Origin of the sequence: Streptosporangium jomthongense (assembly GCF_042650425.1) — a bacterium.
Taxonomy (GTDB): domain Bacteria; phylum Actinomycetota; class Actinomycetes; order Streptosporangiales; family Streptosporangiaceae; genus Streptosporangium.
On record NZ_JBHSBC010000032.1, the window covers coordinates 273,995 to 299,844 of the forward strand.

General features: G+C 71.4%; 23 protein-coding genes. 16 read left to right on the top strand and 7 right to left on the bottom strand.

Annotated elements, in window-relative coordinates:
* Window positions 1–92: 92 nt before the first annotated feature.
* On the bottom strand, window positions 93–3,341 hold the full coding sequence (locus ACFOYY_RS26855) for a BTAD domain-containing putative transcriptional regulator (RefSeq protein WP_386193123.1): 3,249 nt from the start codon (window positions 3,339–3,341) through the stop codon (window positions 93–95).
* A 148-nt stretch (window positions 3,342–3,489) separates the two neighbouring features.
* Here ACFOYY_RS26855 and mscL point away from each other — a divergent pair, with 148 nt between their 5' ends.
* The 3 genes from mscL to ACFOYY_RS26870 all read left to right on the top strand — a co-directional run bounded on the left by mscL (window position 3,490) and on the right by ACFOYY_RS26870 (window position 5,417).
* A complete protein-coding gene (gene mscL / locus ACFOYY_RS26860; protein WP_352009724.1) occupies window positions 3,490–3,912 on the top strand; it encodes a large conductance mechanosensitive channel protein MscL in 423 nt (140 codons plus the stop codon).
* 34 nt (window positions 3,913–3,946) lie between these two features.
* Entirely contained in the window at window positions 3,947–4,561 is a 615-nt protein-coding gene (locus ACFOYY_RS26865; RefSeq protein WP_352009725.1) for a hypothetical protein, read from the top strand.
* 268 nt (window positions 4,562–4,829) lie between these two features.
* On the top strand, window positions 4,830–5,417 hold the full coding sequence (locus ACFOYY_RS26870) for a YbhB/YbcL family Raf kinase inhibitor-like protein (protein ID WP_386193126.1): 588 nt from the start codon (window positions 4,830–4,832) through the stop codon (window positions 5,415–5,417).
* 8 nt (window positions 5,418–5,425) lie between these two features.
* Here the strand turns inward: ACFOYY_RS26870 and ACFOYY_RS26875 are convergent, their stop codons facing one another.
* Window positions 5,426–6,577, bottom strand: a complete 1,152-nt coding sequence (locus ACFOYY_RS26875) for a DUF5685 family protein (protein WP_386193129.1) — start codon at window positions 6,575–6,577, stop codon at window positions 5,426–5,428.
* A gap of 267 nt (window positions 6,578–6,844) precedes the next feature.
* Window positions 6,845–8,428 carry a peptide chain release factor 3 gene (locus ACFOYY_RS26880; protein WP_352009728.1) on the bottom strand — a complete coding sequence of 528 codons (1,584 nt, stop codon included), beginning with the start codon at window positions 8,426–8,428 and terminating at the stop codon, window positions 6,845–6,847.
* A gap of 227 nt (window positions 8,429–8,655) precedes the next feature.
* Here ACFOYY_RS26880 and ACFOYY_RS26885 point away from each other — a divergent pair, with 227 nt between their 5' ends.
* Window positions 8,656–9,417: a PP2C family protein-serine/threonine phosphatase gene (locus ACFOYY_RS26885; RefSeq protein WP_352009729.1), complete on the top strand. Its 762-nt coding sequence runs from the start codon at window positions 8,656–8,658 to the stop codon at window positions 9,415–9,417.
* A gap of 368 nt (window positions 9,418–9,785) precedes the next feature.
* Window positions 9,786–10,616 carry a phosphoribosylaminoimidazolesuccinocarboxamide synthase gene (locus tag ACFOYY_RS26890; protein WP_352009730.1) on the top strand — a complete coding sequence of 277 codons (831 nt, stop codon included), beginning with the start codon at window positions 9,786–9,788 and terminating at the stop codon, window positions 10,614–10,616.
* Window positions 10,617–10,665: 49 nt separating this feature from the next.
* On the opposite strand, the gene ACFOYY_RS26895 is transcribed toward ACFOYY_RS26890, so the two are convergent.
* Entirely contained in the window at window positions 10,666–11,463 is a 798-nt protein-coding gene (locus ACFOYY_RS26895) for a PP2C family protein-serine/threonine phosphatase (protein ID WP_386193133.1), read from the bottom strand.
* Between the two features lie 84 nt (window positions 11,464–11,547).
* Between ACFOYY_RS26895 and ACFOYY_RS26900 the strand changes: the two genes are divergently transcribed.
* Together ACFOYY_RS26900 and ACFOYY_RS26905 are read left to right on the top strand one after the other, a co-directional pair.
* Window positions 11,548–13,443, top strand: coding sequence for an N-6 DNA methylase (locus ACFOYY_RS26900; RefSeq protein WP_386193136.1), 1,896 nt, complete (start codon window positions 11,548–11,550; stop codon window positions 13,441–13,443).
* Window positions 13,444–13,467: 24 nt separating this feature from the next.
* Complete coding sequence (locus ACFOYY_RS26905; protein ID WP_352009733.1) at window positions 13,468–14,361, top strand: serine/threonine-protein kinase; 894 nt, start codon at window positions 13,468–13,470, stop codon at window positions 14,359–14,361.
* Between the two features lie 3 nt (window positions 14,362–14,364).
* Here the strand turns inward: ACFOYY_RS26905 and ACFOYY_RS26910 are convergent, their stop codons facing one another.
* Complete coding sequence (locus tag ACFOYY_RS26910) at window positions 14,365–14,979, bottom strand: class I SAM-dependent methyltransferase (RefSeq protein ID WP_352009734.1); 615 nt, start codon at window positions 14,977–14,979, stop codon at window positions 14,365–14,367.
* A gap of 134 nt (window positions 14,980–15,113) precedes the next feature.
* Here ACFOYY_RS26910 and ACFOYY_RS26915 point away from each other — a divergent pair, with 134 nt between their 5' ends.
* From ACFOYY_RS26915 to ACFOYY_RS26935, 5 genes are all read left to right on the top strand, one after another.
* Entirely contained in the window at window positions 15,114–16,388 is a 1,275-nt protein-coding gene (locus ACFOYY_RS26915) for a sensor histidine kinase (protein WP_386193140.1), read from the top strand.
* Complete coding sequence (locus ACFOYY_RS26920) at window positions 16,361–17,020, top strand: response regulator transcription factor (protein WP_362777202.1); 660 nt, start codon at window positions 16,361–16,363, stop codon at window positions 17,018–17,020. The genes ACFOYY_RS26915 and ACFOYY_RS26920 overlap by 28 nt, the downstream gene beginning before the upstream one ends.
* A gap of 100 nt (window positions 17,021–17,120) precedes the next feature.
* Window positions 17,121–18,266: an inorganic phosphate transporter gene (locus ACFOYY_RS26925; RefSeq protein WP_362909943.1), complete on the top strand. Its 1,146-nt coding sequence runs from the start codon at window positions 17,121–17,123 to the stop codon at window positions 18,264–18,266.
* Window positions 18,266–18,496, top strand: coding sequence for a hypothetical protein (locus tag ACFOYY_RS26930; protein ID WP_386193144.1), 231 nt, complete (start codon window positions 18,266–18,268; stop codon window positions 18,494–18,496). Before ACFOYY_RS26925 ends, ACFOYY_RS26930 begins: the two co-directional genes overlap by 1 nt.
* 39 nt (window positions 18,497–18,535) lie before the next feature.
* Entirely contained in the window at window positions 18,536–19,354 is an 819-nt protein-coding gene (locus tag ACFOYY_RS26935; RefSeq protein WP_386193146.1) for an MBL fold metallo-hydrolase, read from the top strand.
* Here ACFOYY_RS26935 and ACFOYY_RS26940 read toward each other — a convergent pair.
* Both ACFOYY_RS26940 and ACFOYY_RS26945 read right to left on the bottom strand, forming a co-directional pair.
* Window positions 19,349–20,479 (bottom strand): globin domain-containing protein, encoded by a 1,131-nt coding sequence (locus tag ACFOYY_RS26940; RefSeq protein ID WP_352009740.1) that lies wholly within the window; start codon window positions 20,477–20,479, stop codon window positions 19,349–19,351. The two genes, ACFOYY_RS26935 and ACFOYY_RS26940, sit on opposite strands and share 6 nt — an antisense overlap.
* Window positions 20,480–20,483: 4 nt before the next feature.
* Entirely contained in the window at window positions 20,484–21,218 is a 735-nt protein-coding gene (locus ACFOYY_RS26945) for a pyridoxamine 5'-phosphate oxidase family protein (RefSeq protein WP_386194072.1), read from the bottom strand.
* A gap of 401 nt (window positions 21,219–21,619) precedes the next feature.
* Here ACFOYY_RS26945 and ACFOYY_RS26950 point away from each other — a divergent pair, with 401 nt between their 5' ends.
* From ACFOYY_RS26950 to ACFOYY_RS26965, 4 genes are all read left to right on the top strand, one after another.
* Window positions 21,620–21,703 (top strand): putative leader peptide, encoded by an 84-nt coding sequence (locus tag ACFOYY_RS26950; RefSeq protein WP_352001415.1) that lies wholly within the window; start codon window positions 21,620–21,622, stop codon window positions 21,701–21,703.
* Window positions 21,704–21,956: 253 nt separating this feature from the next.
* The gene (gene sfnG / locus ACFOYY_RS26955) at window positions 21,957–23,090 is read left to right on the top strand and encodes a dimethylsulfone monooxygenase SfnG (RefSeq protein WP_352009742.1); all 1,134 of its coding nucleotides are present in this window, start codon (window positions 21,957–21,959) and stop codon (window positions 23,088–23,090) included.
* A gap of 62 nt (window positions 23,091–23,152) precedes the next feature.
* Window positions 23,153–24,370 (top strand): acyl-CoA dehydrogenase family protein, encoded by a 1,218-nt coding sequence (locus tag ACFOYY_RS26960; RefSeq protein ID WP_362777213.1) that lies wholly within the window; start codon window positions 23,153–23,155, stop codon window positions 24,368–24,370.
* Window positions 24,371–24,472: 102 nt separating this feature from the next.
* A complete protein-coding gene (locus ACFOYY_RS26965) occupies window positions 24,473–25,666 on the top strand; it encodes an SfnB family sulfur acquisition oxidoreductase (RefSeq protein WP_386193151.1) in 1,194 nt (397 codons plus the stop codon).
* Window positions 25,667–25,850 lie beyond the last annotated feature (184 nt).

Sequence of the window (25,850 nt, forward strand, 5' to 3'; positions counted from 1 at the left end):
GAAACCGGCATGACATGGGAGTATTCCTGGCCCTCAGGCGGGAGGACAGGACCGCGCCCGGCGATTCGCGGCCCGTCGGCGGGCCCGCCCGCCTACCGGCCCGTCCTCGCCTCCCCCACCGGCTCGGCCAGCCTGTCCTCCAGGTCGCGCAGCGCGGGCTCGTAGCGGGTCAGCCGGGCGCGGGTGACCAGGTCACGCGCCGCCCCCAGGTGGTCGTGGGCGCCCCGGACGTCGCCGTCGAGCAGGGCCAGCCGCCCCAGGCACAGGTCCGTCACCGACCAGCCGAGCAGCCTGCCCGCGTTGGGGGCGAGCAGGCCGTACAGGACACGTCCTGCCGCCCGCTCGCCCAGCGCGGCGCAGGCCTCGCTGAGGGCGTCGGGGACGAACCGGTAGGCCAGGTCGGGTCCGGCGGCCGCGAAGCCGTCCTCGGCGAGGACCGCGAAGACGGCGCGTGCCCGCTCGGTCTCGCCCAGGTCGATCAGGGCCAGGCAGCGCAGGGCGAGCCAGGGCCGCTGCCCCGGGCGCAGGGCGAGCATCTCGTCGGCGACGGCGAGTGCCCCGGCCGCGTCCCCGTCCGCCCGCAGCGTCAGGAAGCGGAACACCCCGCGCCGCAGCCCGGCGTCGTCCCTGCCCAGCGCCCCCTCCGGGTAGGCGGCGGCGGACTCCTCGGCCGCGGTGAGGGCCGCCTCCGCGTGCCCGCACAGCCAGGCGTGCACGGCCCGCTGCCAGGCGGCCAGGCTCACCATCGAGGGGAGCCTGAGGCGTTCGGCCGTCTCGGTGAGCCAGGCCAGCAGTTCGGGGGCCCGTTCGGTCCTGCCCTGGGCGAGCAGCTCGACGTAGGCGGTCTCCCTGCCGACCCACTCGACGGCCAGGTCGCCGATGCGGTGGCCGATCTCGGTGATCTCGTCGATGACCGCCTGCCTGCGGTCGTGGTCGTGTTCGGTCCGGGACAGCAGCTCCTGGACGATCAACGTCCTGGCCAGCGTCCTGTCGTCACCGAGCCTGCGGGCCAGCCGTACGGCCTGCAGCGCGGTCCGCGTGCTCTCCTCGACGGGCCTGGTCGTCGCGCCGGTCAGCGCGGCGGCGGCCAGGAGCTGGGCCCGCCAGGGCGAGTCGGCGGCCAGCCCGGAGGCCAGGACCCGCTCGATCCGCTCGGTGAGCCGGTCGATGCCGGTCGTCTCCTCGTACATGGCCAGGGAGATCGGGTCGGTGAACCCCAGCACCGCCCTGGCCAGCCTGCTGTCGTCGCCGAGTCCCTCGGCGATCTCCGCCGCCGCCTCAAGGGAGGCGTGGGCCGCCACGCTCATCCCGGCGGCGCCCTGCGCCTCGGCCAGGTCGAGCAGCAGGTCGCAGCGGAGCGCGTCGTCGGACCTGGGCAGGGCGCCGACCAGCGTGATCGCCTGCTCCAGGTTCTCCACCGCGTCCTCGTGGGCGAACTGCGCCGTGGCCTGCGCCGCGGCGCGCCGGGTGTAGCCGATCGCCTTGCCGGTCGTGGCGGCGGTGAGCAGACTCTGCCGGTAGTGGTGGGCGATCTCGGTCAGGCGCGCCCCGCCACGGGCCTCCAGCACCTCGGCGATCCGGGCGTGCAGGCGCCTGCGGCGCAGCGGGGGCAGCGCCTCGCGCAGCACGTCGCGGACGATGTCGTGGACGAAGCGGCAGGCGGGTCCCCGCCCCTCGGTCAGCAGCCCCGCGCCGACGGCGGCGTCCACGATGTCGAGCACCCGCTCGACGGACAGCCCGGTCACCTGGGTCAGGACGTCGGCGACCACCTGATCGCCGAGCAGCGCCGCGGTGGTCAGCACCTCCTCCGTCTCCGGAGGCAGGCCCGTCATCCGGCCGCGCACGACGTCGGAGAGCGCCGCCGGGGTCTCCCCGAGCCGCAGGACCTCCCCCAGGAAGAACGGGTTGCCCGCGGTCAGCCTGCCCATCTCCCCGGCCAGCCCGGGGTCGGCGCCGGCCCGCCCGAGGTACTCGCCGATCTCCGCCTCGCCGAGCCCCCGCAGCGGGAGCCTGCGCACGTACGGCAGCCGCGCAAGGGCGGCCAGGGCGTGTTCGAGCGCGCCGCCGGGCCGTACCTCGGTGTCGCGGTAGGTGGCGACCACGGTCAGCTTGGGGCACAGCCGGGTCGAGGCGAGGAATTCGAGCAGCCGCAGCGAGGAGGCGTCGGCCCACTGGAGGTCGTCGAGGACGACCAGGACCCTGCCGTGCTCGTTGAACAGCTCGGCGAAGGCCTCGTAGAGCTCGAAGCGGTCGCCTCCCGAGGGACCGGCCTTGCCGCCCTGCCCGCCGGTCAGCTCCTGCGCGGCCTGCGTCCAGGGCCAGAAGGGCGGCGCTCCCGTGCCGTCCCAGCAACGGCCCCACACCACCCGGTTCCCCTCGGCCCGCGCGGTCCGCGCCGCCTGTTCGGCCAGGCTCGTCTTGCCGATGCCCGGCTCCCCGGCCAGCAGCACCACCCGGTACGGCCCGCCTGTGACCGCGGCGTCGAGCACCTCCGCCTCGGCGTCCCTGCCGATGAGCCGGGTCTCCCGAGGGTCCTCCGCGGGCCGGGGCGGAGCCGGTGTGGCCTGGACGCGGGGGGTCAGGGACGGGTCCTGGGCGAGGATGCGCCGTTCCATCTCCCTTGAGCGGGGGTCGGGGTCGAGGCCCAGCTCGTCGGCCAGTGTGTCGCGTCCCCTGGCCAGCACGGCGAGCGCGTCGGCCTGCCGTCCCGCCTGGTAGAGGGCGTGCGCGCCGAGCACGTGCAGGCGTTCCCTGAACGGGTTGGCGGCGACCAGCCGCGTCAGGGTGCCCGTCAGCTCCGCCCCCAGGCCGAGCGCGAGTTCGCACTCGGCGAGGTCCTCCTGCAGGGTCAGCCGCTGTTCGCCCAGGTGGGCGGCCTCCCGCGTGGCCCACGAGGCCTCGGCGAAGTCGGCCAGCGGCTCCCCGCGCCACTCGGCCAGTGCCAGCCGCAGCCGTCCCGCCGCGGCCTCGTGCTCGCCCGCGGCGGCCAGGCGCCTGCCCTCGGCCGCGTACCCCCGCACCCTGGTCAGGTCGAGGTCCCGTGCCGGGATGTCGAGGGCGTAGCCGCCCGGCTTGCTGACCAGGACCGTGGGCCGCGTGGCACGGCTCCTGCCGGGTTCGAGAGCCCGGCGGAGCTTGGAGACGTAGGCCTGGAGGGTGTTGAGCGCCCTGGGCGGCGGCTCGCCCTCCCAGAGCTCCTCCATCATCGTGGCCGCCCCGACGGGCCTGGGCGCGGCCAGCATGCACAGCGCCAGGACCGCACGCTGCTGGTGGGGACCGATGTCCAGCGGCGTCCCGTCACCGGTGATCACGCTGACCGGTCCCAGCACACGAAAGTCCATCAGGCACCTCGCTCACGAATTCGGCAGATGGTAACCCACCATGGACCCGGACCGTAAAGTCGTGGTCGTGCGAACGTCATCGCTCAGTTACTCTCCGGGGCGGGCTTCGCGGTAGGCTCGGCGTCCACACGAGTGGAGGACGCACGGAATGACCGGATTCAAGAAGTTCCTGATGAGGGGCAACCTCGTCGAGCTCGCCGTGGCCGTGGTCATCGGCGCGACGTTCAGCGGCCTGGTCCAGGCCCTGGTCAAGGACCTCATCACCCCGCTGATCGCGGCGGTCACCGGCGGCAACGAGCCGGACTTCTCCGACTACGTCTTCACGGTCAACGGCGCCAAGTTCATGTACGGCGACTTCGTCAACCAGCTGCTGAGCTTCCTGATCATCGCCTCGGTCGTCTACTGGCTGGTCGTGCTGCCGATGAGCAGGGTCGTCGCCTACTTCGACAGGAACAAGGAGTCGACGGAGAAGAAGTGCCCCGAGTGCCTCAGCGACATCCCCGTCGCGGCCAGGCGCTGCGCGTTCTGCACGGCGGTGCTGGAGGACTCCGGAGCCACGGCCGCCTCCTGAGCGCCCTCCCCGTCGTCCGCGAGACGATGGGGTCATGAGTTTCGAACTGGCCGTCTGGCACGAACCCGAGCCGATCACCGCCGAGCGCGCGGCCGAGGTCCTGCGGGCGCTGCGCGAGGGCGACACCCGGGCCGTACGGCCTCATCCCGGGGTGACCGAGTTCACCGCCGCGTTCCCCGAGGCCGTGTCCTTCGGCGACTCCCCGGCTTACGCCCTGCTCACCGTGGACCTCGAACGCTCCGACGAGGTCGCGGGCGAGGCCTTCGCCCTGGCCCGTGAGTGCGGGCTGGTCTGTTACGACCCGCAACGCGGACTGGTGCACAACCTGGCCCCGCTGGGCGCCTATCCCGGCATGCAGCTGCGCACCGGGGACGGCATGATCGTCGTCGATCCCGACCTGCGGCTCGTCGGGGACGCGGTCGCCACGATGTCGCCGCAGAACCCGTTCACGGCGCTGGTCGTCTTCGGTGAGCACTTCGTCCAGTCGTCTCCGGAGATCACCGGATACGAGCTGGAGTACAAGGACAGCGCGCGGGACGTGATGGTCCGCACGCACGTCCCGGAGATCGGCGCGGTGCGGGAGGCCTTCGTCGAGTACGCCGAGGGGGGCCGTTCCTTCCTGGAACGCCACGACTGGCGCCGGGTCTAGGGCCTGGCGGGGCCGTACGGGGAGAGGGGCTGTGCACGGGCCGCCCCGGGGATGCGGGGGACGCCGGAAAACCGGCCGCGGGCTCATCGTCCACCACCCTCACCAGCCTTTTCACGACATAGACGACGCCAGACGGAAAAAGGCGACAACACGGTGATGGCGGGGAAAAACAGTGATTTGTAAGCTGTGTCAGTAATATCGGTAAACCTCGGAGAATCCGAGAGGACACCGGCGGGAGCACCACGACCCAACCTTCCAGGAGCCCCCCGTGACCATCAAACGAGCCGCCTCGTACGCCCTGCTCGCCGCACTGACCGTCACCTCCTCGGTCGCCACGGCCGCCCCGTCGAGCGCGAACACGGCCGGCCACGCCGCGTTCGCCCTGACCAGCGCCGCCTTCACCGAGGGCGGGACGATCCCGAAGGTCCACGAGTGCACCAGCGGCGGCAACGACCCGCGCCAGCACAACGAGTCCCCGCCGCTGACGTGGGCGGGCGCGCCCACCGCCGCGCGCAGCTACGCGCTCGTCATGCGCGACCTCGACAACAACAACCTCATCCACTGGGTCATCTACGACATCCCGGTGAGCGTGACCTCGCTCCCGCAGAACGTCGATCACGCCTACCGGCCCACGGTCCCCTCGGGGGCCAGGCAGGTCTACTACCGCGGCAGCGCCAGCCTGTACGGCTACCAGGGCCCCTGCTCGCCCAGGACCGTCAACACCTACGAGTTCGTGGTCTACGCGCTCAACAGGGCGAGCCTGACCGAGCTGACCACGAGTTCCTCGACGCAGACCGCGGCCAGGGTCATCGCCAACGCGTCGCTGGGGTCGGCCAGGCTGACCGGGGAGTCCTGAGCGCTCCGTCAGCAGCCGCAGTCGCAACCGCAGCCGTCGCCGCAGCACCCGTCGCCGCCACAGCAGTCACAGCAGCTTCCGCAGTCGCCGCAGTTCCCGCAGCAGTCGCAGCCGCTGGCGTCGCACCGCTCACCGCATGACTTGTACCGGTCCTCATCCCACGGGGGCCGGTACAGGCCACAGGTGCAGCAGGCCATCGCCGCGCACATCATCGACAGCAGGCCGCCGGGGTCGGGCTTGAGCCGCGGGTCGCGGGGCCGGTCGTGGTGCGGGGTCTTGGGGTCCTTGTGACCCGGTCTCCCCCGCTGCCCGGCCAGGGCGAAGGTCCGTTCGACGGAGCGGGCGGTCTCCCTGACCAGCAGCGCCCTGACCAGGGTCCGCCGTTCCAGGTCGAGTTCGGCGACCGCGAGGCGCAGCCCGAGCAGCGCGTCGTCACAGTGGCGCCGGGCCTCGGTCAGGCCGGTCCCCGAGGCGATCAGCGGGTTGTAGGCGCCCCGGGCACGGTCCTCGGTCAGGTCCTCGACCGCGTCGAGCAGGTGGGCCAGGCGGCCGAAGTGGCGCCCCGCCTCCCGCAGCGCCTCCTGGTTGTGCGGCTTGCCGGTGAGCAGGGCGGTGTGCCCGAAGGCGGCGGCGACGGCCTCCTCGGTCGGGGCGGTCAGTTCGAGCAGCCGCAGCCCCGGCACGCCCTCCAGCCTGGTCTGCTCCGCCACCGCCCTGACCAGGACCTCGGGGTCGAAGCCGACCGCGACGGCCGTACCCGAGCCCGCCGCGGACCAGCGGGTGGCGACCCGGCCCGCGACGGCCGCGACCGGCCTGCGCGCGTAGGCGCCGTCCCCGTCCGCGACGTGGTCCCCGATCTTGCCCGCGGCCAGGATCAGCGAGACCGCCGCCGCGAGCCGTACCCCCTGCTGGGCCTCGACGACGTCGGCGCCCTTGAAGCCGCGCAGCGCGCACGCCGCGGCCCTGCGGTGCGGGGAGGAGGAGACGGCCTGGGCCTCGGTGAGCACCGAGACGAGCAGGCCGTCGTAGTTGGTGACCAGCCGGGAGAGGTGGCCGTGCTCGTCACGCAGCGCCAGGCAGAGCCCGCACAGGTGCGCCATCCACTCCTTGAACAACCCGTTGCACATCCCGTGGCGGCACGGACGGACGATTCCGAACATCTGCTTCCCTCTGTCACACGGCCGCCGTCGCACGGCACGCGAGCCACCGCCCTACCCCCCCGGTGGACAGGCGCTCCGGCGATAAGGATGCCCCATTTGGCCGTCTTGTGGGGATATATCGCACTAGGCGCGGACAGTGTCGCCCATTCTCCGATAAGCGGCGCGACAGAGGGCCCCTACGCCCGCCTCCAGCGGCCTTCAGCGGCCCCGGCGCGCCCGATGTGATCCATCGAGACCCGGGGCCGTTTCGGCGGCTCGTAGGGCGGCTCAGCCCCGGGTGTCGGCGAGCAGGGCCTTGAGCACGAGGTTCGGGTGGTCGCGCAGCACGCCGCGCATGCGCCACTCGTCGCTGAACAGCGCGAGCAGCTCTCCGTCGATCGCCCGGGTGAGGACCTCGACACCCCGCTGACGGGCCAGGATGGGCGCGGACTCGGCGTCGGTGATCCTGGCCAGGCTGTAGTCGAGCCTGTCCATGACGATCTCGGTGTTGAACTCCCCCGCCAGGCGGTGCTTGACCACGTCGAACTGCATCGGGCCGACGGCGGCGAGCACCGGCGACTGGTCTCCTCTGATGTCGGAGCGCAGGACCTGGACGACGCCCTCGGCCTCCATCTGGTCGATGCCCTTGCGGAACTGCTTGGCCCTGCTCGAATCACGGCACCGGGCGGTCCAGAAGTGCTCGGGCGCGAAGCTGGGGATCTTGGGGAACTCCACGGGGACGCCGTCGTAGAGCGTGTCCCCCGGGCGCAGGGCGGTGGCGTTCACCAGGCCGACCACGTCGCCGGGGAAGGCCTCGTCGATGGTGGCGCGCTCCTGGCCGAAGACCGACTGGGCGTACTTGGTCGCGAAGGGACGGCCCGTCGCCGCGTGGGTCAGCACCATGCCGCGCTCGAAGCGCCCCGAGCAGACCCGGACGAAGGCGATCCGGTCGCGGTGCGAGGGGTCCATGTTGGCCTGCACCTTGAAGACCAGGCCGGAGAACGGCTTGTCGAGCGGGCGGGGGTCGTCCTTGACGTCAGGGCGGGGCGCCGGGGCCGGGGCGATGTCCACCATGGCGTCGAGCAGGCGGCCGACGCCGAAGTTGTTCAGCGCGGCGCCGAACAGCACCGGGGTCGACTCGTGGGCCTCGAAGGCCTTCTGGTCGTGGTCGGAGCCGATCGCCGACAGCAGGTCGGCCTCGTCCCTGGCCCGCTCCCAGTCCTCGCCGAGCTCGGCCGTGGCCAGCTCGGGGGTCAGCAGGGTCTCGATGGCCTTGGTCGCCCCACCGGGGGTCCGGGTGTAGCGGACCGCCTGCTCGGCGACGCGGTCGATCACCCCGTGGAAGAAGCCACCGGTGCCGATCGGCCAGGTGATCGGGGTCGGCCGCAGGCCGGTCTTCTCCTGGATCTCGTCGAGCAGCTCAAGGGCCTCCCTGCCGGGACGGTCCCACTTGTTGACGAACGTGATGACCGGGATGCGCCGGTGGCGGCAGACCTCGAACAGCTTCAGGGTCTGCGGCTCCATGCCCTTGGCCGCGTCGAGCAGCATGACCGCGCAGTCGACGGCGGCCAGCACCCGGTAGGTGTCCTCGGAGAAGTCGGCGTGGCCCGGGGTGTCGACCAGGTTGAACATGTGGCCGCGGTACTCGAACCGCAGGGCCGCCGAGGTGATGGAGATGCCCCTGGCCTTCTCCATGTCCATCCAGTCGGAGGTGACGCCACGCCTGCCGGCCTTGCCGTGCACGGCACCGGCCTCACTGATCGCCGAGGCGTGCAGCGCGAGCGCCTCCGTCATCGTGGACTTTCCCGCGTCGGGGTGGCTGATCACCGCGAACGTACGGCGCCGCCCCGCCTCCTGCGTGACCGCGGTCATTTCCTCAGCTCCTCGCCGTCCGGGGTGGTGGGGCTCCCGGCAACGTGTGCGGGGAGCCGAAACAGCTTACGCGCCACGGTGACCCCCAAAGGATGTGACGACACTTCCACAGGCCGCTTGCGCCACCATGGTGTTAAGTGGATTGTGGAACATCTCGGTTCGACCGTGCCGATTCCACCGCCCGAAAGCGACCCGCTCGTGCAACTCGACCTTCCAGTGGTGTGCAGATGATCACGCTCCGCTACGCAGCCGGTTCCGACGTCGGCCGTGTCCGCCAGGGCAACGAGGACGCCGGGTACGCCGGCGCCCGGCTGCTCGCCGTCGCCGACGGCATGGGCGGCCACGTGGGCGGGGAGGTCGCCAGTTCGGCGGCGATCGCCGCGGTCGCCTACCTGGACCACGAGTGTTCCGCCGACCTGGCGGCCGCGGCCGAGGCCGGGATACGCAGGGCCAACCAGCGCCTGCGCGAGCTCGTCGAGCAGGACCCGTCCCTCACCGGGATGGGCACGACGCTGACGATGATGCTCTGGGACGGCCCCCGGGTGGCCCTGGCCCACATCGGCGACTCCCGCGCCTACCTGCTGCGCAACGGCGACCTCTACCAGATCACCTACGACCACACCCTGGTGCAGACGCTGCTCGACGACGGCCGGATCACCCCGGAGGAGGCCGCCAGGCACCCGCACCGGTCGATCCTGCTGCAGGTCCTCGACGGCGGAGACAACGCCGACCCCGACCTGTCGCTGCGGGACGCCGAGGTCGGCGACCGCTACCTGCTGTGCTCGGACGGCCTGTCCGGGGTCGTCGAGGCCGAGCGGCTGCGCCACGTGCTGGCCGAGGTCGACGACCTCTCCGAGGTGACGCGGCAGCTCATCGACCTGGCCTGCGAGGCGGGCGGCCCGGACAACATCACCTGTGTGGTGGCCGAGGTCGTCGAGGGACCCGGCTCCGAGGAACCGGTCGTCGTCGGCTCGGCGATTCCCTCCTGAGACCCCTCCTGACGGCCTTCCGAGGGTTCTGGTCGCGGCGCGGGGCAGGCGCTATCGTCGGTGCTCAGCGTTCCCGCAACGATCGTCACCCTCGAAGGGATGCCCGTCGTGTACAAGGAGTTCGCCATCGAGGCGATCGTGTGGCTCATCCCCGTCGTGATCCTCGTCGGGCTGGCCATCATGATCACGCGGCCCGCCTGAGGCCCCGAGGCCGGGGCGCGCAAGGCCCGCCGCCCCGGTTCTCACCCCTGCGACTACGCTGTTGGTGCCGATCAGCCTCCCACCGGGCCGGGCGGACACGTGTCAACCAGCGGGCGGTGCCGCCATCGCGGCCATCGTGCCGAGCGATCTCAGGGGATTAGGGAACAGTGAAGCTTCTCCACTCAGGGAAGGTCCGCGACGTCTACGAGGACCGGGGCGACATCATCCTGGTCGCCTCCGACCGGGTCTCGGTCTACGACGTGATCCTGCCCACGCCCATCCCCGACAAGGGAAGGATCCTCACCCAGCTCTCGCTGTGGTGGTTCGAGCAGCTCGCCGACGTCGTGCCCAACCACGTCATCTCCGCCACCGAGGTGCCCGACGAGTTCGAGGGCCGGGCCGTACGGTGCAGGCGGCTGGAGATGGTGCAGGTCGAGTGCATCGCCAGGGGTTACCTCACCGGCTCGGGCCTGAAGGAGTACCAGGCGACCGGCGCGGTCTCCGGGGTCGAGCTGCCGCCCGGCCTGGTCGAGGGCTCCAGGCTCCCCGAGCCGATCTTCACGCCGACCACGAAGGCGCCGCTCGGGCAGCACGACGAGTTCATCACCTTCGACGAGGTGGTGGCCCGGGAGGGCGCGGAGACCGCGCAGGAGCTGCGCCGGATCACCCTTGAGGTCTACCGGCGCGGCGCGGAGCTGGCACGCGAGCGCGGTGTGATCATCGCGGACACGAAGATCGAGCTCGGCCGGGACGCCGAGGGCACGCTGGTGCTCGGCGACGAGGTGCTCACCTCGGACTCCTCGCGGTTCTGGCCCGCCGACCAGTGGGAGCCGGGACGCCCGCAGTTCTCCTACGACAAGCAGTTCGTCCGCGACTGGGCGGCGAACAGCGGCTGGGACAAGAAGGGGCCCGCCCCCGAGGTGCCCGAGGAGGTCGTCGAGATCACCAGGGCCCGCTACATCGAGGCCTACGAGCGCATCACCGGCAGGACCTGGTAGTGCCAGGTCCGGTACGGCGGGCCGGCCTCCGATCCGCCCGCCGTACCGGTCACAGGGACAGTCTTCGCTCCGCCGCGGCGCCGACGACGAACCGGTTCGCGGAGGCGGGGTGGGCGCCGAAGTCGGCCACGACACAGGTGATGTTGTCGGGCCCGCCACCCCGGTTGGCCAGGTCGATGAGCCATCTGGCCGCCTCGTCGGGGTCGCCGATGTCGGTCAGCGTGTTGAACAGGGTCTCCGGGCCGACCACGGCGGTCAGGCCGTCCGAGCACAGCAGGTAGCGGTCGCCGACCTTGGCCTCGCGCAACGACAGGTCGAGCTCGCCGTCCCCGGTGCCCTCAAGGACCCGTAGCACCATGGAGCGGCGTGGGTGCTCGGCCGCCTGCTCCGGAGTGATCCGCCCGTCGTCGACCAGCGACTGGACCAGGGTGTGGTCGTGGGTGATCTGGTAGAGGGCGCCCTCGCGCAGCATGTAGGCGCGGGAGTCGCCGACGTGGGCCAGCGCGAAGGAGGCGCCGTCCCAGAGCATGGCGGTGAATGTGGTTCCCATCCCCCGCAGGGTGGGGTCCTGCTCGCTCCTCTCCCTCAGCGCGTGGTTGACGTCCCGCGCGGTGTTCTTGATGGTGGTCACCAGATCGACGCCACCCTGCGGGAGACTGTCGTCCAGTGCCGCCAGGGCCGTGACGGCCAGGGAGCTGGCGACCTCCCCGCCGGCGTGACCGCCCATGCCGTCCGCTATGGCCAGCAGGCGCGCGCTCGCGTAGCCCGAGTCCTCGTTCGCCTCACGGCGGACGCCGACATCCGAGCGGGCGGCATAGCGCAGTGCCGGTGCTTCGTTCAGTGCCATGAAGGCAGTAAATCATTGGTTGAAGCACTTCACAAGCAAAGCTGTTGTAGACCGCTGCGGCACAGTGAACTACTCTGGCCCAGTATGGAGGAGAGCCAGGAGATCACGGTGAACGCGGGCGACATCGCCCGGCTCGCCTCCGTCGGCCGTGCCGCGGTCAGCAACTGGCGCCGCCGCCACGACGACTTCCCCCAGCCGGTCGGCGGAACCACCTCCAGCCCGCTCTACTCCCTGCCCGAGATCGCCGCTTGGTTGCGCCGTAACGGCAAGACCTTCGAGGTCTCCCTCGGTGACCTGGTCTGGCAGCGGCTGCGCACCTCGGCCGACGACCTGCGCCTCGGCGACCTGGTCGGCGGCGCCGGGGCCTTCCTGTTGTTCCTGCACCGTGAGCCTCGGGCCTGGCGTGAGCAGGGCAGACGCGCTTTGTCCCGGATCGCCGAGGTGACCGCCGACCTGCCCGGCACCCCGGCACGCGTCGACGACCCCGCGCTGCTGCGCCTGGTCGCCGAGCTGGCCGCCGAGCTCGGGCCGCTGCCCGCCTTCGAGTTCCTCTGCGAGCGCTACGTCGAGGCCCACTCCCGCAGGCTCTCGGTCACCAGGGACGACGTCGCCGCGCTCATGCACCGGCTGGCCGTGCAGGACGGCGGAACGGTGCTGGACCCGGCCTGCGGGGTCGGGACCCTTCTGCTGCATGCGGAGAACGCCCTCGGCCAGGAGATCAACGAGACGAACGCGCTGCTCACCGCGGTCAGGCTGCTGCTGCGGGGGACGAGGGCGCGGATCGTCGCGGGTGACTCGCTCCGCGAGGACGGCCTGTCGGACGAGCCCGCCGACGCCGTGGTCTGCGACCCGCCGTTCAACGAGCGCGCCTGGGGTTACGAGGAGCTCACCGGCGACCCCCGCTGGGAGTACGGCCTGCCGCCGCGCGGGGAGTCCGAGCTGGCCTGGGTGCAGCACTGCCTCGCCCGCGTACGGCCCGGCGGCCTGGTGGCGATCCTGATGCCCGCCGCCGCGGCGAGCCGCCGTCCCGGCAAGCGGATCAGGGGCAACCTGCTGCGCGCCGGGGCGCTGCGTGCGGTGGTCACGCTGGGCGCGGGCGGCCCCGACCTGTGGCTGCTGCGCCGTCCCGACGGGGAGAGGCCCCCCTCCCAGCTCCTGGTGGTCGACGCCAGTGAGAACCTGTCGGTCGTCGAACCCGCCTGGCGGGCCTACTGCGACGACCCAGAGGCCGAGATGACCGGCGAGAGCCGTACGGTGCGGATCATCGACCTGCTGGACGACGAGGTGGACCTCAGCCTGGCGCGCGTCCGCCCCCAGCAGGGCGGCCCCGACTTCCTGCGTGACTTCACCGGGGCGCTCGACCGCTTCAGGGGCACCTCGGCGAGGCTCTCCGGCGCGCCCTTCGCCCTCGAACCGCTCACCGAACGGCAGGACCTGCCGACGACCACCGTGGGCGAGCTGGTCAAGGCGGGCCTGATCACGATCCTGCAGGCCCCGCCGAAGATGTCCGTCGAGAAGGGCCCGCTGCCGGTGCTGACCGCGGAGGACGCCGCTCTGGGCACCGCCCCCTCCGGCAGGACGACCCCTGACCCGGCGCCGGTCATGGTCACGCCCGGAGACGTCGTGACGACCGTCATGGGCGCGGTGCGGGTGGTCACGCACGGCGGGGCCGCGCTCGGCCCGCAGCTCACGCTCTACCGGGTCGATCCCGGGCGGCTCGACGCGGACTTCCTCGCCGGTTTCCTCCGTTCGGCGGACGCGGCGCGAATCCATCCCAGCTCAAGCCGCCTCGACGTACGGCGAGCCAGGGTGCCGATGCTTCCCCTGGTTGAGCAGCGCCGTTACGGCGCCGCCTTCCGTGAGCTGTTCGCCCTTGAGGACAGATTGCGCGAGACGGCGGCGCTGGGGGAAACCTTGATCCGGTTAGGCTTTGACGGACTGGTCGACGGTCATCTGCGGCCGTGCGACCAAGGAGTGTGATGTTCCGCGGGCTTGGAGGACCGGATGGTCATCGGCGACCGGTACGTGCTCGACGACCTCCCGCTCGGCCAGGGCGGCATGAGCGCCGTCTACGCGGGGCACGACAGGCATCTCGACCGCAGGGTCGCCGTGAAGTTCCTGCGGCTCGTCACGGGGCCCGACGAGGAGATGAAGCGGCGCTTCCTGCGTGAGGCGCGCATCCTGGCCAGGCTGGAGCATCCCGGCGCGCCCGTCCTGTACGACTTCGGCACCTTCGACCACCGGCTGTTCCAGGTGATGCAGTTCATCGCGGGCGTCACCGTGGCCGACCTGCTCAGCGAGCACGGCCCGCTGCCGGTTCCCTGGGCCGCCACGATAGCCGCGCAGGCCTGCGCGGTGCTGGTCGCGGCCCACGCGCTGAGCATCTACCACCGCGACCTCAAGCCGACCAATCTGATGCTCTGCCCCGACGGCAGCGTCAAGGTGCTGGACTTCGGGCTGGCCGTGCTCCGTGAGACCGGTTCGGCCCAGTTCACCCGGGTTGGGCAGATCCTCGGGACGCCCGCCTACATGGCCCCCGAGCAGATCCAGAGCGGGATCGTCGGGCCCCGCAGCGACCTGTACGCCCTGGGCTGTGTGATCCACGAGATGCTGACGGGCGAGCAGTTGTTCACCGGCCCGACGGAGTACGCCGTGTTCGAGCGCCAGGTGAAGGAGCGCCCGCCCCCCGTCGGCGGCGTCCCCGCCGAGCTGAACCGGCTGATCCAGGACCTGCTGGAGAAGGACCCCGAACGGCGCCCCCCAGGGGCCGACGTCCTCTACGAACGGCTGCAGCCCTTCGCCGTGAACCCGCCGATGCTTCCCGGCTTCCTCAACCCGCCCTCGGCGCCCAGCCCGGGGCGGATGTACGCCCGGATGGTCGGCCGCGTGCTGGCCTGACGTTCAGGGGGCCGCGTCGACCGGCCTGCGGCACACGTACGCGATCCCCGGCGGGATGTTCCGCCAGACGGGCCCGGTGATCAGCACCTCGTCGAAGACCGCGCGCAGCCGCCGGCGCAGCGCCCTCGCCCCGGCCAGCGGCAGCGCGTGCAGGTAGGTCACGGTCGTGAACGCCCCGCCCGGGGCGAGGGCCCCGCTGATCTGGCCGAGGATGCGCTCCTGCACGTCACCGGGGAAGAACGACCACGGCAGCGTGCTGACGACCGCGTCCACCCGCTCGACCCCCGCCTTGGCCAGCAGGGTGCCCAGGTCGGCGGCGTCGCCGTACAGGGTCTCCATCCACGGCCTGGTCCTGCGCAGGTGCGCGGCGAGGTCGGGGTCGATCTCGACGGCCAGGTGGCGGGAGCCGGGGGCCAGCCGCGCGTGGATGACCTCGCTGATCGGGCCGGTGCCGGGGCCGAGCTCGACCACGACCGACGCGTTCCCCGTGGGGACCACCGCGCTGAGCGCCCTGCCCAGGACGGGGGAACTCGGCGCGATCGCGCCGACGACGTGCTGTCTGCGCAGCGCGGCCGACATGAAGGCCCGCAGGTCCGGGCGTACGGCTGTCTGGTTCATGGCCCCCATGACACCGTCGCCGGGGTCGTGGACACAGGACGCCAAAGCCTAGTTTTCCGGGTATATCTGGCTATACCCCTATAAGTGGGGTTGCTCTCCTGGGGGCCTCCGCTCCGGGGACGTAGTGTCGTCGGATGCAGTCATCGGCGGCGTGGCGGGCCCTCACCCGGTGGGACCTGGTGCTGACCTCCTGGCCGTGGCGTTCGCTCGCCTACCTGGTCACCGGCGTGCTCGTCGGCGAGGTCGTCCTGGTGGTCTTCCTGCTGGGCCTGTTCACCGGGACCGTCCTGGCCGCGGTGCTGATCGGCGTGCCGCTGCTGCTCGTGCTCGTCCTCGGCGGCATACCCGTGGCCGCGCTCGAACGCCGCAGGCTGCGGATCATCGACCCGGACCCGGCCCCGACCCCGCACCGCGCCGCGGAGTCCTCGGGGGTCGTCGCGTGGCTGCGGTTGCGGCTGCGGGAACAGGCCACCTGGCGGGAGCTCGGCTACCTGGTCCTGATGGTCACGGTGCTGTGGCCGATCGAGCTGCTGGCGGTGACCTTCGGCCTGGGCATGCCCGCCACGATGGTCCTGACCCCCGCCCTGCGCTCGCAGACGGGAGACGTCAGGGTGCTGAGGTTCTGGCTGGTCGACAACGACCTGTCAGCGATGGCCGCGCTCGCCATCGGCTCGCTCTGGCTCCTGCTGGCCCTGTACCCGCTGACGCTGCTCGCCCTGGCCCACGGCGCGCTGGCCAGGGCGATGCTGTCGCCGAAGGAGATCGACGCGGGACGGCGGCTCGCCGAGATCACCCGGTCGAGGACCCGGCTGGTCGCGGCCTTCGAGTCGGAGCGGCGCCGGATCGAACGCGACCTGCACGACGGCGCGCAGCAACGGCTGGTCGCGCTGACCATGACGCTCGGCATGGCCAGGCTGACGGAGGGCGAGGAGACCGCCGAGCTGGTCGCACGGGCCCACGGCCAGGCGAAACTGGCCCTGGCCGAGATCCGCGACCTGATCAGGGGCATCCATCCGCAGATCCTCACCGACCGGGGCCTGCCCGCCGCCGTCGCCGACGTGGCCGACCGGTCGCCGATACCCGTCGACGTCTCGGTCACGCTGCCGCGCCTGCCCGAGGCCGTCGAGTCGGTCGCCTACTTCGTGGTCTCCGAGGCGCTGGCCAACGTGGCCAGGCACAGCGGCGCCGCCCACGCCCGGGTCGAGGGCCGTCTCGACGGCGGCCTCCTGGTGGTCGAGGTCGTCGACGACGGCCGGGGCGGCGCCGACCCCGCCAGGGGCAGCGGCCTGGCCGGTCTGGCCGACCGCGTCTCCGTCGTCGACGGCAGGCTCATGCTCTCCAGCCCCGCCGGGGGCCCTACCCTGCTACGTGTGGAGATCCCTTGCGTACCGACCGACCCCTCGACATAGTCCTCGCCGAGGACGGCGTCCTGCTGCGTGAGGGGCTCGCCGGGCTGCTGACCCGCTTCGGGCACCGGGTGGTCGCCTCGGTCGGCGACGCCGACGGCCTCGTCGAGGCGGTACGGGCGCACACCCCTGACGTCGTGGTCACCGACGTGCGGATGCCACCCGGCTTCACCGACGAGGGACTGCGGGCCGCGGTCGCGCTGCGCGCCGCCGACCCCCGCCTGCCCGTCCTGGTGCTGAGCCAGTACGTCGAGCAGACCTACGCCAGCGAGCTGCTCGACTCCGGCGACGGGACCGGGGTCGGCTATCTCCTCAAGGACCGGGTCGGCGACGTCGAGGAGTTCGTGGACGCGCTGCACGGCGTCGCCTCCGGCGGCACGGTCGTCGACCCCGAGGTGGTCAGGCAGTTGCTGCGCCGCCGCCGTGACCCGCTCGGCAGGCTCTCCCCGCGTGAGCGGGAGGTGCTGGCCCTGATGGCGGAGGGCCGTTCCAACGCGGCCATCGCCAGGGGGCTGGTGATCTCCGAGGCCGCCGTCGGCAAGCACATCGGGAGCATCCTGACCAAGCTCGACCTGCCGCCCGCCGAGGACGACCACCGCAGAGTCCTGGCCGTGGTGACCTACCTGCGCGGCTGACCTCCATGGCCCGTGGACAAGCAGGCATATAAAGAATGAATTTTCCAGTTAAGGCCGGACTTTAAGGGTCATTGCTGCCTAAAAGGTCAATACAGCTGTTATGGACTCCAACACCGTACTGCTGGGAGTCGTGGTGGCCACCGCCCTGGCCTTCGACTTCACCAACGGATTCCACGACACGGCCAACGCGATGGCGACCTCCATCGCCACCGGCGCCCTGCGCCCCAAGATCGCCGTCGCGCTCTCGGCGATCCTCAACTTCCTCGGCGCCTTCCTCTCCCTGGCCGTCGCGGCGACCATCGCGACCGGCATCGTCGAGGCCGGAGCCATCACCCTCACCGTCGTCTTCGCCGGACTCGTGGGCGGTCTGGCCTGGAACCTCCTCACCTGGTACTTCGGCATCCCCTCCAGTTCCTCCCACGCGCTGATCGGCGGAGTCGTCGGGGCGACGCTGATCGCCGCGGGCCCCTCGGCCGTGAAGGCGGTCGGCATCGTCTCCAAGGTGCTGATCCCCGCCGTCCTGGCGCCGCTGGCCGCCATCCTGGTCGCGACCATCGGTACCTTCCTGGTCTACGTCATCACCAGGAACGTTCCCGAGGACATCCGCGGCAGAGGGTTCAGGATCGGCCAGATCGGGTCGGCCTCACTCGTCTCGCTCGCCCACGGCACCAACGACGCCCAGAAGACCATGGGCATCATCACCCTCGCCCTGATCGCCAACGGCACCCTCGGCAAGGACGCGGGACCGCCGCTGTGGGTGATCGTCTGCAGTGCGAGCGCCATCGCCCTGGGCACCTACCTCGGCGGCTGGCGGATCATCCGTACCCTCGGCAAGGGGCTCACCGAGATCGAGACGCCGCAGGGCTTCGCCGCGGAGGGGTCCTCGGCGGCGGTCATCTTCGCCTCCTCCCACTTCGGCTTCCCGCTGTCCACGACGCACGTGTGCGCCGGGTCGGTGATCGGCTCCGGCCTCGGCAAGCGGCTGGCCGAGGTGCGCTGGAACGTGGCCGGTCAGATGGCCACCGCGTGGCTGCTGACGCTGCCCGCCGCCGCCCTGGTCGGCGCCGTCGCGTGGAAGGGCGCCGACCTCATCGGCGGGGCGGGCGGGGTGACCGTCGTCTTCCTGCTCGCGCTGCTCGGCGGCCTCGGCCTCTACCTCGCCTCCCGCCGCAGCACGGTGAACGCCGCCAACGTCAACGACGAGTGGACCGGACGCACCCCCGCCCCGGTCAAGGAGGCCGTGTGATGAACGCCTACCTCGACCCCGACGCCCTGTGGCGGGTCCTGGTCGCCGCCCTGGCCGGTGGCGCGGGGCTCGTCGCGGTCTTCTCCGTCGCCCTGGCCGGTCTGGCCGCCGCCCGGCCCACCTCGGCCGGAGGCGGCGGACGTCCCCTCGGCTGGGTCGTCGCGGTGGCCGGTTTCCTGGTCGTCGTGAGCGGTGTCGCCCTCGGCATCTGGGTGATGCTGCACAAATGAGCCTCCCGTACGGCCCGGCCGCGCGGGCCGTACGGGAGAATGCCGTCCGTGGAGGGACATTGGATCGAGGTCGCCGACCGGGTGCTGGTGCGGCGGCACAGTGAGCTCGACCTGTCCGTCGGGCTGGTCCTCGGCGACGGTGGCTGCCTGGTGGTCGACACGCGGGGCGACGCCCGGCAGGGCGCAGAACTGGCCGCCGAGGTACGGAGGATCACCCCGGATCCGTGGACGGTGGTGATCACCCACTCGCACTTCGACCACAGCTTCGGCACGGGCGCCTTCCTCGACTGCCCCGTCTGGGCGCACGAGGCCTGCCGTGGCGACCTGGTGGCGAACGGTTGCGCGGCCAGGGACACCTGGGCGCGGTGGTACCGCGACCAGGGGCGGGACGACATCGCCGACGACATCGCGGGCACGGAGATCGCGCTGCCCGACCGCCTGGTGAGCTCGGGGGGCGAACTCGTCGCCGGAGGCAGGAGGGTCGTGCTGGCCCACTTCGGTCCCGGCCACTCCGGCAACGACCTCGTGGTCCACGTGCCGGACGCGGACGTGGTCTTCGCCGGTGACCTGGTGGAGAACGGCGCGCCGCCCGACTACGAGGACGCCGCTCCCCTGGCATGGCCCGCCGCCCTCGACGGACTGCTCGGGCTGCCCGGGACCACGGCGGCGACGACGGTCGTTCCCGGCCACGGCGACCCGGTCGGGCGCGGGTTCGTCGTCGCCCAGCGCGCGGAGATCGCCGCCGTCGCCGACCTCTGCCGCCGGGTCGCCTCGGGCGAGCTGGACCGGGAGCACGCCGTACGGCTGTCGCCCTATCCGCGCGAGACGACCCTCACCGCCCTTGACCGTGTGTCATGAGGGCACGAAGCTGGGGGCCTCCCCGCTGAACTCGCTGTGCACGCGCTCACCGCGCACCCCCATGGCCAGCAGCCGCGCGGTCGTGTGACGCACCATCTCCGGCGAGCCGCACACGTAGACGTCCCCGTCGGGGATGACCCGGTGGTATTCGAGGGCGTCGACCGCGGTGTGCCTCGGCCAGTGCTCGGGTTCGTCGGAGACGGCCTGGATGATCCGCAGACGCTTGTGCTGCGCCCGCAGGCGCCGCAGGTCGTGCATGTCGTAGGCCTCGGAGCTGTGCCGTACGCCGTGGAAGAGGTCGATGGAGGGACGCTCCGGCGACCACGCCGACTCTTCGACGAGCGCCTTGAGCGGGGCGAGGCCGGTGCCGCCCGCCAGGAACACCAGGTGCGGGGTGCGCGCGTCGTTCAGCGAGAACGTCCCCCTCGGCGGGCCGATCAGGACGATGTCGCCGGGCTGGGTGTGCCGGACCAGCGCCGTGCTGACCCATCCGCCCGGCACGGCCCGCACGTGGAAGGACAGGCGGTTGTCGTGCCTGGGCGCGTTGGCGATCGAGTACGGCCGCCACACCTTGGGCCACTGCCCGGTCTGCAGGGTGGCGTACTGACCCGCCCTGAAGGGGTAGGGCTGGTCGGGCTCGACGTTGATCACGGCGATGTCCCGGGTGCGCATCTCGTGCGAGACGACCGTGCCGATCCAGGAGGGCGGCGCGTGGACGGCGTCCTGTTCCGCGGCCTGGATCATCACCTCGGCGACGTAACGGTAGGCGTTCATCCACGCCTCGTCGTAGGCGGGCAGCCAGGCGCCGTGGGCGTTGGCCCGCATCGCGGCCACCAGGCAGTGGCCCAGCGCGGGGTAGTGCTCGGGGCGCACGCCGTACTTGCGGTGGTCCCTGGCGAGCTGGCCGAGGTAGTCGTCGAGCGGCTCACCGTTCTCCAGGCTGAGCACCACCTGGGTCAGCGCCTTGAGCAGCCGGTCGCGCTGCACGTCCATCGCGGGCGGGAACATCTCTCTCACCTGCGGATACTCGGAGAAGAGCCTGCCGTAGAAGTGCATGGTGACCTTCTCGGCCACGGGGGCGACGAGCAGCCAGCTGTGGCGGATCAGCCCGATGTCGATCATCATGTCGTCACCCGGCCGGCTTCCCCGCCTTTTCCCTTTCCCTCTCGGCGGGCCACTCCCTCTCGGCGGGCAGCCCTCTGTCGACGGATCTCTCCCTTTCGACGGGCCGCTCCCCACGGCGGCCGACGCCGAAGTGGTCCTCCCCCGCCGGTCTGCGCCGCGCTCCGTGCCGGCCTCCGCGTTCCTGCCTGGCCAGCAGCGGGATGTGCTTCGAGCAGTGGATGTAGGCCTCCTCGACCTCGATCCTGACCCAGCGCTCGGCCCTGCGGCCCGGGGCCGTCATGTCCTCGTCGGCCAGGCCGTGACGGCGGGCCGCGTCGTAGGCGGTGACGATGGTCGCCGAACCGTTGACGTGCAGCCCGACGAGTTCCTCGAAGAAGTCGACGAACAACAGGCTGAGGTGCGGATTCTCCATGATGTTGCCGAGGCTGGCGAGCACGCCGTTGCCGCGGAACTCCGGGTAGGCGAGCGTGGTCTCGTCGAGGACCCTGACGAATCCGGGAGGGCCGGCGCGGAAGGTCGTGTCGCAGTTTCCCGAGGCGTCGGCCGTACCCACGAAGACCATCTCCTGGCGGGCCACGAACTCCCTCATCCGCGGCGTCAGCCGGTCGGTGACCTGGCGTTCGTAGAACCTCTTCGCCCTGTCGCGGGTGGCGAACAGGAGCTGGAGCACGTGTTCCCCCCTCGAACCGGGGAGGTGGTCCCCGTCGTCCAGGCCGCCGCGCGGCGTGTACTGGTCCATCAACTCGACATCGCTCCCATCCATCGCGGGCCCGTGGTCCGCGACGCGATCTGTGACATGGGCACGCGCCGGTCCTGCCTCCGGCGGGAGCCGCCGGAGGAGGTCTGTGCCCGCTCTGTGCCCGCTCCTTGCCCACACAGGCGTTGGAGCCTAGACCACAAATCGTGCATGTCTTGAATGTTTACGAAACTTTCCTTCGGCTGTCACATCGGCCACTTCAGCCACAGCCGTCCCCGGTACCCGATGCCCGTGTGACCAAACACGGCTTCGCCAACTTCTTGTGACGGCCCCGCCCCGAGCCCGGTCGTCACACGTGTTTCGCCGAAATTAACAAAAAACACAGGAGAGAAAAAACAAACAGCTTCTCGACTGCCGGTGACGACTCGGCTACTCTTACTCGCATGACGAAGCGACAGGCCCTGACGCGGCGGCGGCACGTCGATCTCGCCCGCGTCTCCAGCGCCATCTGTCGTCCCCAGTCCTGAGAGCCCTTCCCCCTCTCACCCCCTCCCACCAGGTGTTTCCCTCTTTCTCTGCCCGGCGTTCACAGCGTCGCCCCTCTTCCCAACCGCCTTCGGAATTCCCCTTCCAAGCGGTACGGCATCGCATGTGAATTCGCCATGCCAATTTCCCGATCCTCTTTTCCCGTCCGTCGTGAACGGTATTTCCCCATGCCGTGAACGACGACCACCCGGTTTTCTCCGTCATGCCCTCCCTCCATGTGCCGGGAGCCTTTCGATGTCCGCACCACCCTCCACAGAACCCGTGCGATTCGCCTACTGGGTGCCGAACGTCAGCGGCGGCCTGGTCACCAGCCGGATCGAACAACGCACCGACTGGAGCTACGAGTACAACCGTGACCTGGCCGTCCTCGCCGAGGAGAACGGCTTCGACTACGCCCTGAGCCAGGTCCGCTACATCGCCGGCTACGGCGCCGAGTACCAGCACGAGTCGACCGGATTCAGCCTGGCCCTACTGCTGGCCACCCGGCGGCTGAAGGTCATCGCCGCGGTCCACCCCGGCCTGTGGCATCCGGGGGTGCTGGCCAAGTTCGGCGCGACCGCCGACCACCTCTCCGGCGGCCGGTTCGCGGTGAACGTCGTCAGCGGCTGGTTCAAGGGCGAGTTCACCGCCCTCGGCGAGCCGTGGCTCGAACACGACGAGCGTTACCGCCGCTCAGAGGAGTTCATCCGCGCCCTGCGCGCCATCTGGACCGAGGACCACGCCGAGCTGGCCGGGGACTTCTACCGGATCCGCGACTTCTCCCTCAAGCCGAAGCCGCTGAGTTCCGCGGGCCGTCCGCACCCGGAGATCTTCCAGGGCGGCAACTCCACCGCCGCCCGCGCCATGGCGGGCCGGGTCTCCGACTGGTACTTCAGCAACGGCAGGGACTTCGACGGCGTCGCCGAGCAGCTCGCGGACGTGCGCGCCGCCGCCGAGGGCGTGGGGCGCCGCCCGCCCCGCTTCGGTCTCAACGGCTTCCTCATCGCCCGCGACACCGAGGCCGAGGCCCGCGAGACCCTCAGGGAGATCGTCGCCAAGGCCGACACCGAGGCCGTGCGCGACTTCGGCGACGCCGTCAGGCAGGCGGGCCGTTCGACCGCCGACGGCAGGGGGATGTGGCAGGACTCGACCTTCGAGGACCTGGTCCAGTACAACGACGGGTTCCGCACCGGCCTGATCGGCACCCCCGAGCAGGTCGCCGAGCGCATCGTCGCCTACCGGCGGCTCGGCGTCGACCTCCTGCTGCTCGGCTTCCTGCACTACCACGAGGAGGTCGAGTACTTCGGCAGGCGGGTGCTGCCGCTCGTGCGCGAGCTGGAGTCCCGGCTGCCCGGGAAGGAGAGCGAGCCCGCCACGCTCGGCTCCTGACCGCACCACCAGCCCCCCGGAACAGCGAACCCACGACCGTCAGCCCGAACGAGAGGTCCGTCATGACCGCCGTCACTCCTTCCGCCTGGCAGACAGAGCCCTTCCCCGACAGTCCGCAGGGCTGGATCGACCGGGCCGCCGAGGTGGCCGCCGTGCTCTCGACCGACGCCGCCGCCCGTGACAAGGCCGCGGCGACGCCGTACGCCGAGGTCCGGTTGCTGAAGGACTCCGGGCTCGTCACCCTGCTCGGGCCCGTCGAGCACGGGGGCGGGGGCCAGAACTGGCCGACCGCCTACCGCGTCGTCCGTGAGATCTCCAAGGCGGACGGCTCCGTCGGCCAGTTGCTCGGCTACCACTACCTGTGGAACTGGGCGGCCAGGCTGGTCGGCACCCGTGAGCAGTGGGAGCACGTCGAGGCGGAGGCCGCGCGCAACCGGTGGTTCTTCGGCGGCGCGGTCAACCCACGCGACAACGACGTCGTCGTCACCGAGGACGGCGACGACCTGGTCTTCACCGGGCGCAAGTCCTTCTCGACGGGCAGCAAGGTCTCCGACGTGACCGTCCTGGAAGGGGTGCTCGACGGGACGCAGACGCACATCTTCGCGATCGTGCCCTCCGACAGCCCGGGGCTGACCTTCCACGACGACTGGGACAACATCGGCCAGCGGCTCACCGAGAGCGGCAGCGTCACCCTCGACGGCGTCCGGACCCCATGGGCCTCGGCGGCCGGTTTCGTGGACCGGGTGTTCCAGCCCCGCGTCTACAACACCCTCAACGTCCCGACGATCCAGCTCGTCTTCGTCAACCTCTACCTCGGCATAGCGGCGGGCGCCCTGGAGACGGCCGCGACATACACCAGGACCAGGTCCCGTTCCTGGCTGCACGGCGGACACGACAACGCGGTGGACGAGCCGTACGTCATCGACGCCTACGGCGAACTGACCTCCAGGCTCTGGGCGGCCGAGGCGCTGGCCGACCGGATCGCCGAGGAGGGTGAGAGGCTGCACGGCGACCCGGACGCGGTGACCGAGGCGGCGCGCGGGGAGTTCGAGGTGCGGGTCGCGGCGGCCAAGGCCGTGGCGACCGAGGTCTCCCTTGAGGTGACCGGCCGGATCTTCGAGGTCACCGGCGCGCGGGCGACCACGAGCGCCGAGGGCCTGGACCGGTTCTGGCGCAACGTCCGCACCCACACCCTGCACGACCCGGTCGCCTACAAGCGCCGGGAGGTCGGGCGTTTCGTCCTGACGGGCGAGATTCCCGAGCCGACCTGGTACTCCTGACCCCTCCGCGCCGGTGACCGCGGGCCCGGTCGTGGCCGACACGGACGGCCACGACCGGGCACGCCCCGGTTCTCCCTGTACCGACCCCCTGGAGATCCCGCCGTGACCGCTCATGTGATCACCGACGACGCCGAGGCGCTGGAGACGGCCGGGAGGCTGGCCGCCGAGTTCCGCGCGGGCGCCTCCGAGCGGGACTCGGCGAGGAAGCTCCCGCACGCCGAGGTGGAGCGGCTCTCGGCGAGCGGGCTGCTCGGCGTCACCGTTCCCGCCGACCACGGTGGCGCCGACATCCGCCACGAGACACTGGCCGAGGTCTTCCGGCTGCTGGCCTCCGGCGATCCGAGCCTGGCGCAGATCCCGCAGAGCCACTTCGTCTACGTCAACGTCCTGCGCCGCCAGGGCACCCCGGCGCAGCGGGAGTTCTTCTTCGCCGAGGTGCTGGCGGGACGCAGGTTCGGCAACGCCCAGTCGGAGGCGGGCACCAGGCACGTCCAGGACATCCGTACCAGGCTCGTCCCGGCGCCGGACGGCTCGTTCCTGCTCAGCGGCGTCAAGCACTACTCGACCGGGGCGCTGTTCGCGCACTGGATCCCGGTGCTCGCCCGTGCCGAGGACGACACGCTCCACGTCGCCTACGTGCCGCGCGAGGCGCGGGGGCTGACCGTCGTCGACGACTGGGACGGCATGGGCCAGCGCACCACGGCGAGCGGGACCGTCAAGCTCGACCGGGTCGAGGTGCCCGCGGACCGGGTGGTGCCGCACCACCTGACCTTCCAGGGGCCGCAGCTGCACGGCGCGGTCGCCCAGCTGCTGCACACCGCCATCGACGTGGGGATCGCCGCCGCGGCCCTGGCCGAGGCCGCCGAGTTCGTCCGCACCAGGAGCAGGCCCTGGTTCGAGAGCGGTCACGAGAGCGCGGCCGACGACCCGCTGCTCATCCAGCGCTTCGGTGAGCTGGGCGTTCAGCTGCGCGCGGCCGAGGCGCTGCTGGCGACGGCCGCCAGGACCGTGGACGCCGCGGGCACGCCGGGGGCCGGGCTCACCGAGGAAAGCGCGGCCGAGGCGTCCATCGCGGTGGCCGCCGCCAAGGCCTTCGCCGCGAGCGCCGCGGTCGACATCGGCGGCGCCCTGTTCGAGCTGGCCGGAACCCGCTCCGCGCTGGACGGCCTCAACCTGCACCGTTTCTGGCGGGACGCCAGGACCCACACCCTGCACGACCCGGCCAGGTGGAAGGTGCAGCACATCGGGCGTTACCTGCTCAACGGCACCCTGCCGCCCCGGCACGGCCTGCTCTGACCTTCTCCGGCGCGCCCTCTCTGGACCGTCCTCCGCGGTCGCGCGCCGTACGGGATCTTCGTGGCCCGTAATCCCCGGTGTCCGGATGGATATGTCCGGACATATAGAAAAACCGAGGGTTGACGGTGTATGTCAGCGCGAGTAGCTTCCCGAATTAAATAAGAAGGTTTCTTGTTTGTTGCTT